The 13,601-nt window shown below is 68.0% G+C and carries 14 protein-coding genes and 1 riboswitch; of the genes, 7 read left to right on the plus strand and 7 right to left on the minus strand.

Annotation, left to right across the window (positions count from 1 at the left end; all coding sequences use genetic code 11):
* Positions 1 to 57: 57 nt before the first annotated feature.
* Positions 58 to 405 carry an SH3 domain-containing protein gene (locus tag ARC78_RS11635; protein ID WP_083468512.1) on the plus strand — a complete coding sequence of 116 codons (348 nt, stop codon included), beginning with the start codon at positions 58 to 60 and terminating at the stop codon, positions 403 to 405.
* 120 nt (positions 406 to 525) lie between these two features.
* Here the strand turns inward: ARC78_RS11635 and fabB are convergent, their stop codons facing one another.
* A complete protein-coding gene (gene fabB / locus ARC78_RS11640; protein WP_054659701.1) occupies positions 526 to 1,734 on the minus strand; it encodes a beta-ketoacyl-ACP synthase I in 1,209 nt (402 codons plus the stop codon).
* Complete coding sequence (fabA, locus tag ARC78_RS11645) at positions 1,734 to 2,249, minus strand: 3-hydroxyacyl-[acyl-carrier-protein] dehydratase FabA (protein WP_054659699.1); 516 nt, start codon at positions 2,247 to 2,249, stop codon at positions 1,734 to 1,736. The genes fabB and fabA overlap by 1 nt, the downstream gene beginning before the upstream one ends.
* A 210-nt stretch (positions 2,250 to 2,459) precedes the next feature.
* On the opposite strand from fabA, the gene dinB reads away from it, so the two are divergent.
* On the plus strand, positions 2,460 to 3,545 hold the full coding sequence (dinB, locus tag ARC78_RS11650) for a DNA polymerase IV (protein ID WP_054659697.1): 1,086 nt from the start codon (positions 2,460 to 2,462) through the stop codon (positions 3,543 to 3,545).
* A gap of 49 nt (positions 3,546 to 3,594) precedes the next feature.
* Positions 3,595 to 4,260, plus strand: a complete 666-nt coding sequence (gene gph / locus ARC78_RS11655) for a phosphoglycolate phosphatase (protein WP_241772733.1) — start codon at positions 3,595 to 3,597, stop codon at positions 4,258 to 4,260.
* Between the two features lie 99 nt (positions 4,261 to 4,359).
* Here gph and btuB read toward each other — a convergent pair whose 3' ends face one another.
* Complete coding sequence (btuB, locus tag ARC78_RS11660; RefSeq protein WP_199398914.1) at positions 4,360 to 6,237, minus strand: TonB-dependent vitamin B12 receptor; 1,878 nt, start codon at positions 6,235 to 6,237, stop codon at positions 4,360 to 4,362.
* Positions 6,238 to 6,353: 116 nt separating this feature from the next.
* A riboswitch (cobalamin riboswitch) is annotated at positions 6,354 to 6,591 on the minus strand.
* Between the two features lie 88 nt (positions 6,592 to 6,679).
* Here btuB and cobT point away from each other — a divergent pair.
* Genes cobT through cobS form a run of 3 tightly spaced genes read left to right on the plus strand, consistent with a single transcriptional unit; the run spans position 6,680 to position 9,077 of the window.
* Positions 6,680 to 7,750, plus strand: coding sequence for a nicotinate-nucleotide--dimethylbenzimidazole phosphoribosyltransferase (cobT, locus tag ARC78_RS11665; protein WP_057506363.1), 1,071 nt, complete (start codon positions 6,680 to 6,682; stop codon positions 7,748 to 7,750).
* Entirely contained in the window at positions 7,747 to 8,334 is a 588-nt protein-coding gene (locus ARC78_RS11670; RefSeq protein WP_057506364.1) for a histidine phosphatase family protein, read from the plus strand. The genes cobT and ARC78_RS11670 overlap by 4 nt, the downstream gene beginning before the upstream one ends.
* A complete protein-coding gene (gene cobS, locus ARC78_RS11675) occupies positions 8,331 to 9,077 on the plus strand; it encodes an adenosylcobinamide-GDP ribazoletransferase (RefSeq protein ID WP_057506365.1) in 747 nt (248 codons plus the stop codon). Before ARC78_RS11670 ends, cobS begins: the two co-directional genes overlap by 4 nt.
* 4 nt (positions 9,078 to 9,081) lie before the next feature.
* Here cobS and ARC78_RS11680 read toward each other — a convergent pair whose 3' ends face one another.
* The 4 genes from ARC78_RS11680 to ARC78_RS11695 all read right to left on the minus strand — a co-directional run bounded on the left by ARC78_RS11680 (position 9,082) and on the right by ARC78_RS11695 (position 12,198).
* Positions 9,082 to 9,456, minus strand: coding sequence for a TfoX/Sxy family protein (locus ARC78_RS11680; RefSeq protein ID WP_054660463.1), 375 nt, complete (start codon positions 9,454 to 9,456; stop codon positions 9,082 to 9,084).
* Entirely contained in the window at positions 9,453 to 9,935 is a 483-nt protein-coding gene (locus ARC78_RS11685; protein WP_054660461.1) for a GAF domain-containing protein, read from the minus strand. The genes ARC78_RS11680 and ARC78_RS11685 overlap by 4 nt, the downstream gene beginning before the upstream one ends.
* Before the next feature lie 405 nt (positions 9,936 to 10,340).
* Positions 10,341 to 10,697, minus strand: a complete 357-nt coding sequence (queD, locus tag ARC78_RS11690; RefSeq protein WP_054660459.1) for a 6-carboxytetrahydropterin synthase QueD — start codon at positions 10,695 to 10,697, stop codon at positions 10,341 to 10,343.
* 103 nt (positions 10,698 to 10,800) lie between these two features.
* Positions 10,801 to 12,198, minus strand: a complete 1,398-nt coding sequence (locus tag ARC78_RS11695) for a DEAD/DEAH box helicase (RefSeq protein WP_057506375.1) — start codon at positions 12,196 to 12,198, stop codon at positions 10,801 to 10,803.
* Between the two features lie 371 nt (positions 12,199 to 12,569).
* Between ARC78_RS11695 and ARC78_RS11700 the strand changes: the two genes are divergently transcribed.
* Positions 12,570 to 13,559 carry a fumarylacetoacetate hydrolase family protein gene (locus ARC78_RS11700; protein WP_057506366.1) on the plus strand — a complete coding sequence of 330 codons (990 nt, stop codon included), beginning with the start codon at positions 12,570 to 12,572 and terminating at the stop codon, positions 13,557 to 13,559.
* The last annotated feature ends 42 nt before the right edge of the window (positions 13,560 to 13,601 follow it).

Genomic DNA, 13,601 nt, shown 5'->3' on the forward strand with positions numbered 1-13,601 from the left:
GTCAGCGGCGGCGTTGCGCGGCAAGCTGTGCCACCGGACTTCTTCCGTATCGACGCCATGCCCCGGCTTGTTACCCGCATCGCTGCATGTGCCGCCATCATTGGTGTCGTGCTCTGGTTCCAGCCACGCATCAACGAACCGGCCGCCCAGGTCAGCAACGGCCTGAACCTGCGCAGCGCGCCGGACGCGCGTGCCGAGCGGCTGGCGGTGCTGCCGGTGGGCACGACGGTGGAGGTGCAGCGCTGCCTGGATGACCTGCAGTGGTGCAACGTGCGGGCGGGCGGCAAGAGCGGCTGGGTCGCGGCCGATTACCTGATCGCGCGCAGTGACGGCAAACGGGTCCGGTTGGCCGAGGCCGGCAAGGAGCTGGGAGTGGTGATCGAGACCGCGCGCCCCGGTGGTTGAGCGCCGGCGGCACCGGTCAGTGCAGTGTGCAACCCGCCGACGGGATTTCATTTCTCCGCAACCACGTAAAAAAACAGCCGCTTTCGCGGCTGTTTTTTTGGCATCAATACCGCAGCGGCTTCACACCCGGCCGAAGATCAGCGTGGCGTTGGTACCGCCGAAGCCGAAACTGTTGGACATCACCGTATCCAGCGTCGCGTCCCGGGTCTGGCGCAGGATCGGGAAACCTTCCACGCGCTCGTCCAGGGTTTCGATGTTGGCCGAGCCGGCCATGAAGCCGTCGCGCATCATCAGCAGGCAGTAGATCGCCTCGTGCACGCTGGCCGCGCCCAGCGAGTGGCCCGACAGCGCCTTGGTCGAGGACAGGGGCGGTACCGACTCGCCGAACACCTCGCGCACCGCACCCAGCTCGGTCACATCGCCCAGCGGGGTGGAGGTGCCATGGGTGTTCAGATAGTCGATCGGACGGTCCAGGCCTGCCATCGCCATCTTCATGCAGCGCACCGCGCCTTCACCGGACGGCGCGACCATGTCGGCGCCGTCGGAGGTCACGCCGTAACCGACCAGCTCGGCGTAGATCTTCGCGCCACGGGCGATGGCGTGGTCATAGTCTTCCAGCACCAGCATGCCGCCGCCACCGGCGATGACGAAGCCGTCGCGGTTGGCGTCATACGGACGCGAGGCGGTGGCCGGGGTTTCGTTGAAACCGGTGGACAGCGCGCCCATGGCGTCGAACATCACGCTCATCGACCAGTGCAGGTCCTCGCCGCCACCGGCAAACATCACGTCCTGGGCGCCGTGGCGGATCAGGTCCGCCGCCGCGCCAATGCAATGGGCCGAGGTGGCGCAGGCGGCCGATAGCGAATAGCTCAGGCCCTTGATGCTGAACGCGGTGGCCAGGTTGGCCGACACGGTCGAGCACATCGTGCGCGGCACCATGTACGGGCCGACTTTGCGCACGCCGCGGTTGCGCAGCAGATCGGCCGCTTCCACCTGCCATTCGCTGGAGCCGCCACCGGAGCCGGCGATCACGCCGGTACGCACGTTGCTGACCGTCGCCTCGTCCAGGCAGGCATCGGCGATGGCATCGCGCATGGCCAGGTAGCTGTAGGCGGCCGCATCGCTCATGAAGCGCTTGAGCTTGCGGTCCACCTGCGCGGTCAGGTCGATGTCGACCTTGCCGCCCACCTGGCTGCGCAGCCCGGCTTCGGCGTGGTCGGGCAGGGCGACGATGCCGGGGCGGCCTTCGCGCAGGGCGCTGGAGACGGTGTCCAGATCGTTGCCCAGGCAGGAGGTGATGCCCATGCCGGTAATGACGACGCGACGCATCAGAAGCTCTCCGTCGAGGTGAACAGGCCGACCTTCAGGTCCTTGGCGGTGTAGATCTCGCGCCCGTCCACCAGCATGCGGGCATCGGTCTGGGCCATCACCAGTTTGCGGTTGATCACGCGGGAGACATCGATTTCGTACTGCACCAGCTTGGCGCTGGGCAGCACCTGGCCGGTGAATTTGACCTCGCCACAGCCCAGCGCACGGCCGCGGCCTTCGGCGCCCAGCCAGGTCAGGAAGAAGCCGGTCAGCTGCCACATGGCGTCCAGACCCAGGCAGCCGGGCATCACCGGGTCGCCGAGGAAATGGCAGCCGAAGAACCACAGGTCCGGGCGGATATCCAGCTCGGCGCGGATCAGGCCCTTGCCATGGGCGCCACCGTCCTCGCGGATGTCGGTGATGCGGTCGAACATCAGCATCGGGTCGTTGGGCAGGCGGCCCTTGTTGGGGCCGAAGAGTTCGCCGCGCGCGCTGGCCAGCAGCTGGTCACGCGAGAACGTATGCAGACGGGTCATCCGGGGTAATCCAAAGCCAGGAGCGAGTCGCCGAGCATGCGGCAGCAGCAGCGTTCAATCAAATGTTTTAACTGGACGGTTGCGTATGTTCGGCGCAGTTAGCAGCCGTTCGAGGGCTGTTGCGAGTCGTTTTAAAATGCACAATTGTGAGGACAAGTGTGCATTTAGCGACAGCAGCTATCATGTTGGCGACCGTTCCGGACTGTTGTCGTGGCCCAGCTTCGCAAGATCATCCATGTGGACATGGACGCCTTCTATGCGTCGGTGGAGCAGCGCGATGACCCCGGATTGCGCGGGCGGCCGGTGGTGGTGGCGTGGAAGGGGCCCCGGTCGGTGGTCTGTGCGGCCTCCTACGAGGCGCGCACCTTCGGGGTGCGCTCGGCGATGCCGGCGTTGCGCGCCGAACGGCTGTGCCCGGACGCGGTGTTCGTGCCGCCGGACTTCGCCCGCTACAAGGCGGTGTCGCGGCAGATCCGCGCGATCTTCCTGCAGCACACGCCGCTGGTGGAACCGCTGTCGCTGGACGAGGCCTATCTGGATGTGACCGCCTCGCCCAGCTGCGGCGGCATCGCTACCGACATCGCCCGCCTGATCCGCGCGCAGATCCGCGAGACGACCGCGCTGACCGCCTCGGCCGGCATCGCCCCGAACAAGTTCCTGGCCAAGATCGCCTCGGACTGGCGCAAGCCCGATGGCCAGTTCGTGGTGCCGCCGTCCAGGGTGGAGCAGTTCCTGACGCCGTTGCCGGTCAACCGCGTGCCGGGCGTGGGCAAGGTGATGGAAGGCCGGCTGGCGGCGCTGGGGATCGCCACCGTCGGTGATCTGCGCGGACTGCCACTGGAGCAGCTGCAGGCGCTGTTCGGCAGTTTCGGCGCCCGCCTGTACAAGCGCGCGCGTGGGATCGATGAGCGCCCGGTGGAACCGGACCAGCCGGTGCAGTCCATCTCCTCGGAGGACACGTTTGCCGAGGATCTGCCGCTGGGCCAGTTCGACGAGCTGATCACCCAGCTGGCCGAGCGCACCTGGCGCGCCACCGGACGCACCGAGCGGATCGCCCATACGGTGGTGCTCAAGCTCAAGACCGCGCAGTTCCGCATTCTTACTCGCAGCTTCACCCCGGACTCTCCGCCCGGCTCGGTGGAGGAGCTGCGCGATATCGCCCTGGCGCTGTGCCAGCGGGTGCAGCTGCCGCCGGACACGCGCTACCGGCTGGTGGGGGTGGGCCTGTCCGGCTTCCGTGATCGTGCCGAGGTGCTGCTGCAGGGCGATCTGTTTCGCGGGTCATCGCCGGAGTGAGCGCGTCGGGTCCGCTTCCGGGGCAGGGCTACAATCGACGGTTTTCTGCGTGAGGAGTGTCGACAACGTGGCCACGTCAGCGGTGATTTTCGATCTGGACGGAACCCTGGTGGACAGCGCCGGCGATATCGCCGAGGCGGTCAACCGCTGTCTGGAGGAGCTGGCGCTGGCGCGCGTGCCTGAGGCACGGGTGCGCAGCTGGATCGGCGAAGGCGTGCGCAATCTGGTGGCCACCGCACTGAAGCATGCCGGCAGCGACCGCCCGCTGGAAACGGTGATGCCGGCCTTCATGCGCCACTACCACGCCTGCCTGCTGCGTAGCCCGCGCCTGTATGCCGGCGTGCCGGAAACGCTGCAGGCGCTGCGCGCACGCGCCCTGCCGATGGCGATCTGCACCAACAAGCCGGTGGCGCTGGTGCCGCCGCTGCTGGCGCATCTGGGGATCGCGGAGTTCTTCACCCATATCGTCGGCGGCGACAGCCTGCCGCAGCGCAAGCCTGCGGCCGAGCCGCTGTTGCACGCCGCCGCGCTGCTGGGGCAGCCGCCCGGTGCGTGCCTGATGGTGGGCGATTCGGCCACCGATCTGGGCGCGGCCAACCACGCGCACATGCCGGTGGTGCTGGTGCGCTACGGCTACCCGCGTGATCTGGACCTGGATGCGGCCGGCGCGCTGGCGGTGATCGACGATCTGCGCGAGCTGTTGCCCCTCGTCTGAGCGGCTGATTCGCGGCGCCGGGTTTTCGGGGCAGTCGCCGCAACAAAAATGCCCCGGTGCGAACACCGGGGCATCGTCGTATCAGCGGAGTGCTCCGCCTCAGTTCTTGCTGTTGTAGCGCAGGGTCAGCTGGTACTCGCGACCCGGCTGGTTGTACCAGGCCACGGTTTCATAGTCGCGGTCGAACACGTTGGCGGCCTTGGCCTGCAGGCTCCACTCTGCGTTGATTGCGTATTCCACTCGGACATCGACGGTGCCGTAGCCGGCCAGACGCACGCTGTTGGCGGCGTTGTCGAAGCGGTGGCCGCTGCCGGCCGCGGTCACGCCCAGACGCAGCGGGCCGAAGCTCTTGTCCACGTCCAGGCGGCCGCTGGTGCGCGCGCGACGGGCCAGCAGGTTGTCGTAGGTGGCCGCGCCGGCGGTGTGGTCGCGCGGGTCGGTGAAGCTGGCCTGGGCGTTGAGGTCGAAACCGGCCAGCGACAGGTAGCCGGTCAGCTCGGCGCCGCGGATGCGGGCTTCGGCGACGTTGACCAGCGCGAAGCTGCTGTCATAGCCGATCAGCTGGTCGATGCGGGTTTCGTAGGCGTTGAAGGTCCAGTTCCAGGTGTCGGCGTACTGGGCGAGACCCAGGTTCAGGCTCTTGGATTCTTCCGGCTTCAGGTCCGGGTTGCTGAAGCCCGGGTAGTACAGGTCGTTGAAGGTCGGTGCCTTGAAGCCGGTGCCGGCGCTGGCGGTCAGGCGGAAACCATGACCGAAGGCAAAGCCGTAACCCAGGCTGCCGGTGGTGTGGTTGCCGAACTGCTCGTTGTCGTCGTTGCGCACGCTGGCCTGCAGCGAGTGCGCGCCGAAGCCGCCCTGGTATTCGACGAACACGCCGGTGTTGTCGCGGTTATCCACATCGAACGCGGTGGTGCTTTCGATCCGGTCCTGCTGCCAATCGGCGCCGGCGCTGATCTGCTGGCCTTCGCCGAACTTGATGTCGCCTTGCACGGCGGCGGTGTCGCGACGGGTGTTGAACACGCTGGCCAGGGTGCGCGCGCCGCCGGCCGCGAAGTAGCTGTCGGCCTGGTCGTTGCTGCGGCCGAGCTGCGCGCTCAGGCGGAAGCTGTCCGAGGGCGCCCATGCCAGCTTGCCGCCGTAGACCTGCTGGCGGTTGTCGGCTTCGTTGCCGCCGAAGATGCTGCCGTCGTACTCGTTGAAGCTGTCCGAGTTCAGCATGTGGCCTTCCAGGCTCAATGCCTCGCTCAGCGCATAACCGCCGCGCACGTTGATCGAGGTGTTGCGGTAGCCGTCACGGTCCGGCTCATCGGCATAGCAGCCCGCGCCCCAGCCGGCGGCGGTGCCGCGGCAGGCGTTGATGCCGTCGGTGCTCTGGTAGCCGCCCTGGGCGGAGATCCAGCCGCGTTCGCCGCGGTTGCTGAAGCCGGCACTGGCCTGGCGCAGGTTGTGGCTGCCGGCGGTGAGCGCCAGATTCTGCTGCAGGCCCTGGCCGGCGGCGCGGGTGAAGATCTGGATCACGCCGCCAATGGCTTCAGAGCCGTACAGGCTCGAACGCGGGCCGCGCACGATCTCCACGCGCTCGATCTGGTCGACCGGCAGGTCCTGCAGGGTCGGCATGCCGTTGGTGGCCGAACCGATGCGCACGCCGTCCACCAGCACCAGCACCTGGTTGGAGTTGCTGCCACGTAGGAACAGCGAGGTGATCTTGCCGGCGCCGCCCTGGTTGGCGAAATCCAGGCCGGCGCGGCCGCGCAGCAGTTCCAGCAGCGAGCTGGCCTGGCTGCGGTCGATCTGCACGCGGTCGATCACCTGCACCGGCACCACGCTGTTCTCGATCGAGACCGGGGTACGGGTGGCGGTGACGGTGATGTCATCGAGTCGGGTCGGAGCCGGCTCGGTCGGTGCGTTCTGCGCGGCGGCAACGCCCGGCAAGGCCAAGGCAAGGGCGAGGGAAAGGGTGTGGTAAGACAGTTTCATGGAAGCTCCTGGACCTGCGCGCTCCCGCGCAGGCGGATGGGGAAGGCTGCCAGAAGAGGGAAGAAGACGGAGGTCGCGCACACGGCGCTACAGCCGCCGCCATGCCCTCCGCATCGCAACCAGTCGGCTTCCGGGCCGGTCTCCGGACTCGCAGGCGAGGCAGCCGAGGCTGCTTCCGACCAGGCGCCTTCCCGTGCCATGCACAGTGGCGGTGTTGCCTGGTCTTGTCCTGCTTACCGTTGCGGGGGCAGTGCCGGAATGGCGGACGGCTGGAATTCCAGCAGGGCGCGGCACCGGCTTCCCGTTTCAACCGTCCGGCAAGGCCGGCCGGTCACCCGAAAGTGCGCGCATTCTATGCGATCACCGCCAGGCCTGCGCAAAAGGCCGGCAACCGCGCCCGGGCGGTTAAAATGCGCGATTGCATCGCAGTATCGGAACAGTCGTGACAGAAACGTGGTTCGGGCAGGCCTGTGGGCAGCCTTCGCAGGAACACCGCCAACGTGCCATCGCCCGCCAGCGGCAGTTGACCAAGCCCGAGGGCGCCCTGGGCCGGCTGGAGACGCTGGCCATCGAACTGGCCGCGCTGCAGGCCGCTGACCGGCCGCAGGCCGCGCAGGTGCCGGTGATCGTGTTCGCCGGCGACCACGGGGTTGCCGCGCGCGGGGTCTCGGCCTATCCGGCCGAAGTCACGGTGCAGATGCTGCACAACTTCGCTGCCGGGGGCGCGGCTATCGCGGTGCTGGCGCGTGAGCTGGGCCTGCCGCTGCATGTGTGGGATGTGGGCAGCCGCGCGACCGCCCCGATCGCCGGAGTCGTCACCGACAAGGCCCGTCACGGCACCGCGGATTTCAGCACCGCCGAGGCGATGTCGGAAGTCGAATTGCGTGCCACTTTCGACGCCGGCCGGCGCGCGGTGGACCCTGTCTGCGCCGGCGGCGCGGACCTGCTGGTGCTGGGGGAAATGGGCATCGGCAATACCACCTCCGCCAGTGCCCTGGCCGCGGTGCTGGGGCCGTTGCCGCTGGAGGAGCTGGTCGGCATCGGCACCGGGCTGGACGCGGTGCGCATGGTGCAGAAGAAGAACATCATCGCCCGCGCGCTGGCCCTGCATGGCGAGGCGATCAACGCCGCGGCATCACCGGGCTGGGAAGCGCTGCGCCGCGTCGGTGGGCTGGAGATCGCGGCGATGAGTGCGGCGATGATCGCCGCCGCACAGCGCGGCGTGCCGGTGCTGGTGGATGGCTTCATCGTCTCGGCCGCCGCGTTGGCCGCGGTGCGCATCAATCCCGGGGTACGGCCGTGGCTGCTGTTCTCGCACCAGTCGGCCGAGCGCGGGCATGTCCGCCTGCTCGAGCTGCTGCAGGCGCAGCCGCTGCTGCAATTGGATCTGCGTCTGGGCGAAGGCTCCGGCGCGGCGCTGGCCTTGCCGCTGGTGCGCATGGCCTGCGCGCTGCACAACCAGATGGCCACGTTTGAAGAAGCGGCCGTGGCCGATCGTGACGGCCGCCGATGATCCTGGATCTGATGCGGCACGCGTCCACCGGGCGCCAGGGCTATCTGGACGGCCGCACCGACCCGCCGCTGGTCGACGGCGCGATGGAGGCGTTGCATCGCTGCCACGCCGGTCTGGACTGGAGCCGGGTGATCGCCTCGCCGCGCCGCCGCGCGCTGGATACCGCGCACGCGCTGCTGGCCGGCACCGACCAGTTCTGCGAGATCCATCCGGACTGGGCCGAGCTCGACTTCGGCGACTGGGACGGTCGCCATTTCGATGAGCTGCCGGCCGAGCAACTGGCCGGCCTGTATGAAGAGCCGCACGAGGTGATGCCACCCAATGGCGAGTCGTGGCAGCAGTTCCAGGCGCGCGTGGAACTGCAGTTGCAGCGGTTGATGGACGAGGACGACGGCGATGGCCGGCCGGTGCTGGTGGTCAGTCATGCCGGCGTGTTGCGGCTGGCGATCTCGCGCATCTGCGGCATGCCGTTGTCGCTGCTGTGGGCGCTGCGTATCGACTACGGCACCCGCGTGCGGTTGCGGGTGGAGCGCGGCGAGGACGGCCGGCTGTGGGGCGAGCTGCTGGAGCTGCGCCAGCCATGAGCGCGCGCCGGCTGATCCTGGCCATCCAGTTCCTGACCCGGCTGCCGACGCCGCAGGTCAAGGACTTCCGCCAGGAGGACCTGAGCCGTTCGGCCGTGTACTACCCGCTGGTGGGGGCGCTTATCGGCGTGCTGCTGGCGCTGCCGCTGTATGCGCTGGGCGAGCGGCCGTGGCTGGCCGGCGCGCTGACCCTGTTGCTGTGGGTGTGGGTGACCGGCGCGCTGCATCTGGACGGGCTGGGCGATGTGGCCGACGCGTTCGGCGCGGCGCATCGCAACCCGCAGCGATTTCTGGAGGTGCTCAAGGATCCGCACATGGGCGTGTTCGGCGTGGTCACGCTGGTCATGCAGCTGCTGCTCAAGTTCGTGCTGCTGACCGAACTGGCGGCCAGTCCCGCCTGGTTCGGCATCGTGCTGGTGCCGGTGTGGGCGCGCTGGGGCACCTTGTGGTGGAGCCAGCGGATTCCGTCGCTGCATGGCGATGGCATGGGGGAACGTTTTTCCTGGCAGCTGCGGCCGGCGGCGATGTGGCTGTGGGCGCTGTTGCTGGCGGCGCTGACCGGGGTCTGTGCGTGGCCGCTGCTGCTGGCGTTGCTGCTGGTGCCGCTGGTCGCCTGGTACTGGCGGCGCGCGCTGGGCGGTATTTCCGGCGACTGTCTTGGCGCCAGTGTCGAGGTGGTCGAAACCCTGCTGTTGCTGGCGCTGGTGCTGTGGCCGGGCAGCGCGCTGCCGTTCTGGGCGTGAGACGTCAGTCTTCGCCGAAACGGATTTCCGCGGTGCGGTCCGATTCGGCTTCCGCCGGCTCCGCGGGGGGCAGGCGGGTTTCGTGCACCGGCCCGGCGGCCTGAGTGCCGCGCGCGGCCGGCAACTCGGCCAAGGCCGCTTCGTATTCGGCGACCAGCTGCTGACGGCGGGCTTCGGGCACGTCCTGCCAATGACAGTCGACCAGCGCGCCTTCCAGCGAATACAGCAGATTCAGGCTGGGCTTGAAGCCGGCACGGCGCACTTTCATGAACGCCGCGACCGGACCGGCGGCGACCAGGTCCTGCTGGCTGCGCAATCCCACCTGACGCAGCCATGCGGCGCTTTTCGGGCCGATGTTGCGCAGCTTGGTGGTACTCACGCCAACGACTCGACGAAGACCTGGGCGATGGCTTCCAGGCCGTGCTGGTCCTCGGCATCGAAGCGCGCGGTGACCGGGCTGTCGATATCCAGTACGCCGACCAGCTGGCCGTTATGCAGCAACGGCACCACCAGTTCCGAACGCGAGGCCGAATCGCAGGCGATATGGCCGGGGAACGCATCCACATCATCGATGCGCTGGGTCTGGCGGCTGCTCGCCGCCGCGCCGCAGACGCCCTTGTGCAGGGGAATGCGCACGCAGGCCGGCAAGCCCTGGAAGGGCCCGACCACCAGTTCGGTGCCATCGTAAAAATAGAAACCCGCCCAGTTCAGCTGCGGCAGCGCGTGGTAGATCAGGGCTGACAGATTGGCGGCATTGGCGATGCGGTCGCGTTCGCCCTGCACCAGTGCACGGGCCTGGGCCAGCAGCTGGGCGTACTGTTCCGGCTTGCTGCCGGTGAGGGAGGAGGTATTGAACATCGTATGAGTCTAGCGCCTGCGGGGGCACCGATTGTGCCAGCGGCGACAACGCTGTGGCTGGAATATGTTCGGCGGCTTGGTGACGGCGGGCGCTCACGGGCGGCGGCCGCTGCCATTGCGTTGCCCCAATGGATACCCGGCCGGCATCCCCGGGGGCGGACGAGGTGGCCCGCGTTGGGGTGAGCCTGCGGGCTCGCAGGTTCAGGGAATCCGGGTGCCCGCGTGGCGGTGCGTTCGAAGGGCTCGGGCGCTGGTTCCCTGCGCATATCGCCGGGGTGCAGACTCCGTCCATATCTGCCGGCTGGCGGCGGCCCGTAGTGGTTGCAGGTAGGTGGCCGGCCTGCTGAAAAACGCGGGGCGCCTGCGCAATCTGGCGGTCTTCGTCCGGTCGTCGGCCGGCGTCCCTCAGGGGCCGCGGTAGCTGCAGCCGGAGGTGCAGGTCTCGTGCACGGTCACTTCGCTCAGCAGCGGCAGCGCCGGCTTCAGGCGGTCCCAGATCCACATCGCCAGACGCTCGCTGGTCGGGTTTTCCAGGCCGGGAATGTCATTGAGGTAGTGGTGGTCGAGCTGGTCGTACAGCGGCTGGAAGGCGGCTTTCAGATCGCTGAAATCCATGATCCAGCCGGTGTCCTCGCCCGGTTCGCCGCTGACCTTGAGTTCAACGCGGAACGAATGGCCGTGCAGGCGCGAGCACTTGTGGCCGGTCGGGACGTTGGGCAGCCGGTGGGCGGCCTCGAGGGTGAAAACCTTGAAAATATCCATGGCTCGATTGTATCGCTGGGGCCGGCGGGTAGGCCGGCATGGGGGATCTCGGTAAAGCGAAAGGCCGGCAGATGCCGGCCTTTCGCTGGGGGCTGCCTGCGGATCAGGCGCTGGGACGGCGCTGACCGCCACCGCCACCCTGGCGGCGCGGCTGACCATCACGCGGGCCACTGCGTCCGGCCGCGACGCGCTGGCCATTGGCCGGCTTGCGCGGACCGCCGTGGTTGACATGGCCCGCCCGCGGGCTGTCGCCGGTCGGGCGCCGCGCGGCATGGCCGCCGTTGCCACGGCGCGGCGCCTTCTGACCACCGGGCTGCTCGGCCTTGCCCGGCGCGCTGTTGCCCCAGCGGATCGGGGTCTGCGGCACGAAACCCGGCACATCGGTGATGTCCATATCGCGACCGAGCATGCGCACGATCTGACGCAGCAGCTTGGCCTCGTCCTGCGCCACCAGCGAAATCGCCTCACCGGTGGAGCCGTTGCGGCCGGTACGGCCGATGCGGTGCACGTAGTCTTCCGGGACCATCGGCAGGTCGTAGTTGATGACCTTGGGCAGCTCGTTGATGTCGATGCCACGGGCGGCGATATCGGTGGCCACCAGCACGGTCACGCGACCGGCCTTGAAGTCGCTCAGGGCACGCAGGCGCTGGCCCTGGCTCTTGTTGCCATGGATCGCGGCGGTCTTGATGCCGGATTTCTCCAGAAACTGGGCCAGCTTGTCGCAGCCGTGCTTGGTGCGGCCGAACACCAGCGTCTGCACGCGGGAATCCTCGGCCAGCAGGTGCAGCAGCAGCTCGCGCTTGCGGCTGCCATCGACCGGATGCACGCGGTGGGTGATGGTCTCGGCCACGGTATTCTTCGGCGTGACCTGGATCTGCTTCGGGTTGTGCATGAACTCCAGCGCCAGCTGCTTGATGCTCTCCTCGAACGTGGCCGAGAACAGCAGGGTCTGGCGGTTCTGGCGCGGCAGCTTGGCCAGGATGCGCTTGATCGAGGGCAAAAAGCCCATGTCGAGCATGCGGTCGGCCTCGTCCAGCACCAGGATCTCGATCCCGGACAGGTCGATGCTGCGACGCTCCAGGTGGTCGATCAGGCGGCCCGGGCAGGCGACCAGCAGGTCCACGCCACGGCGCAGCACATCCAGCTGGTTGCCCATGCCGACGCCACCGTAGATGCAGGCGCTGGGGATGCGCAGGTACTTGCTGTAGCCGCGCAGGCTGTCATGCACCTGGGTGGCCAGCTCGCGGGTCGGTGCCAGCACCAGCGCCCGCGGCTTGCGCGGACCGTTGCCGACCGGCTGCGGCGCGGTGCCCAGGTGCTGCAGCAGCGGCAGGCCGAACGCGGCGGTCTTGCCGGTACCGGTCTGTGCGCCAGCCAGCAGATCGTGACCTTCCAGGGCCAGCGGAATGGCCTGCTCCTGGATCGGGGTCGGGTTTTCGTAGCCCTGCTCGGAAAGCGCGCGCAGCAGGAAGGGCGCAAGGCCCAGGTTTTCAAACGACATGGAGAACTCCAAAGAAAATAACGCACGCCCGCAAGGACCTGCGTTGCTGATCGATAAGATCGGCTGATCTCGGAGCGTTCCCGTAAACCGCGCTGCAAGATCTGGATGCAACCAGCGCGAAGCGCTGGCTGGAATGCGTGACGAATGGCGTCGGAGTGGGGGCGGGCGGGCGGACGGGCCAAAAGGCCGCTGGTCCTGCACCGCCGGCGGTCCCTGAGGGAAACGGACGGCCGCTGGCAGACCGCGATAGTCTAAGGGATAGTTGAGATCGGTACAAAAACACCCGTTCAGCTTTTCAAACGGACGGCTGTGTGGATGCGGGCCAATTCATTACACTTGAAACTTGTTTCTTCTGCAGACTGGACGTTCCCATGAAGCTTGGTTCCCTGAAGGAAGGCGGCCGCGACGGCACCCTGATCGTGGTTTCGCGTGACCTGACCCGCGCCGTGCGGGCCACCGGTATTGCCGCCACCTTGCAGCAGGCGCTGGAGGACTGGTCCAACCTGGCGCCGCGCCTGAACGCGCTGTACGAGGCGCTGAACGACGGCAACGCGGCCGAGGCGTTCGAGGTGGAGATGGAGGCGCTGGCCGCACCGCTGCCGCGTGCCTACGAATTCGTCGACGGCAGCGCCTACCTGCCGCACGTGGCGCGGGTGCGCAAGGCGCGCGGTGCCGAGGTGCCGGAGAGCTTCTACACCGATCCGCTGATGTACCAGGCCACCAGCGCCGGTTTCTATGGCCCGCGTGATGCGGTCAAGGTGGTCAGCGAGGACTACGGTATCGATCTGGAAGCCGAGATCGTGGTCATCACCGATGACGTGCCGATGGCGGTCACCCCGGCGCAGGCGGCCGGCCACATCCAGCTGGTGGGTCTGGTCAACGACGTGTCCTTGCGCAACCTGATCCCGGGCGAATTGGCCAAGGGTTTCGGTTTCCTGCAGTCCAAGCCGCGCTCGGCGCTGAGCCCGGTGTTCGTCACCCCCGACGAGCTGGGGGAGGCCTGGCAGGGCAACAAGGTGCACCTGCCGCTGGTCACCCACATCAATGGCCAGTGGTTTGGCGCACCGGAGGCCGGCGTGGACATGCAGTTCGATTTTTCCCAGCTGGTCGCCCACGCCGCCAAGACCCGCCCGCTGTCGGCCGGCGCGATTGTCGGTTCGGGCACTATCGCCAACGAGGACACCTCGCTGGGGGCCTCCTGCTTTGCCGAGCAGCGCACTGTGGAGGCGTTGCGTGACGGCAAGCCGTCCACGCCGTTCATGAGCTTCGGCGACGTGGTCCGCATCGAGATGTTCGATCGTGCCGGCAACAGCATTTTCGGCGCGATCGAGCAGCGCATCGAGCCGGCCCAGGCGCCCTGATCCGGCCAACGGCGCAGGGGTCAGACCGGCGGTGAGGCAAAC

It is taken from the genome of Stenotrophomonas pictorum JCM 9942, from assembly GCF_001431585.1.
Lineage (GTDB): Bacteria > Pseudomonadota > Gammaproteobacteria > Xanthomonadales > Xanthomonadaceae > Stenotrophomonas > Stenotrophomonas pictorum.

Bases quoted from the DNA above. Each gene is read 5' to 3' on its own strand.
- ARC78_RS11635 (WP_083468512.1), top strand. From the start codon at position 58: ATGCCCCGGCTTGTTACCCGCATCGCTGCATGTGCCGCCATCATTGGT.
- fabB (WP_054659701.1), bottom strand. From the start codon at position 1,734: ATGCGTCGCGTCGTCATTACCGGCATGGGCATCACCTCCTGCCTGGGC.
- fabA (WP_054659699.1), bottom strand. From the start codon at position 2,249: ATGACCCGTCTGCATACGTTCTCGCGTGACCAGCTGCTGGCCAGCGCG.
- btuB (WP_199398914.1), bottom strand. From the start codon at position 6,237: ATGAAACTGTCTTACCACACCCTTTCCCTCGCCCTTGCCTTGGCCTTG.
- ARC78_RS11670 (WP_057506364.1), top strand. From the start codon at position 7,747: ATGATCCTGGATCTGATGCGGCACGCGTCCACCGGGCGCCAGGGCTAT.
- cobS (WP_057506365.1), top strand. From the start codon at position 8,331: ATGAGCGCGCGCCGGCTGATCCTGGCCATCCAGTTCCTGACCCGGCTG.
- ARC78_RS11685 (WP_054660461.1), bottom strand. From the start codon at position 9,935: ATGTTCAATACCTCCTCCCTCACCGGCAGCAAGCCGGAACAGTACGCC.
- queD (WP_054660459.1), bottom strand. From the start codon at position 10,697: ATGGATATTTTCAAGGTTTTCACCCTCGAGGCCGCCCACCGGCTGCCC.
- ARC78_RS11695 (WP_057506375.1), bottom strand. From the start codon at position 12,198: ATGTCGTTTGAAAACCTGGGCCTTGCGCCCTTCCTGCTGCGCGCGCTT.
- ARC78_RS11700 (WP_057506366.1), top strand. From the start codon at position 12,570: ATGAAGCTTGGTTCCCTGAAGGAAGGCGGCCGCGACGGCACCCTGATC.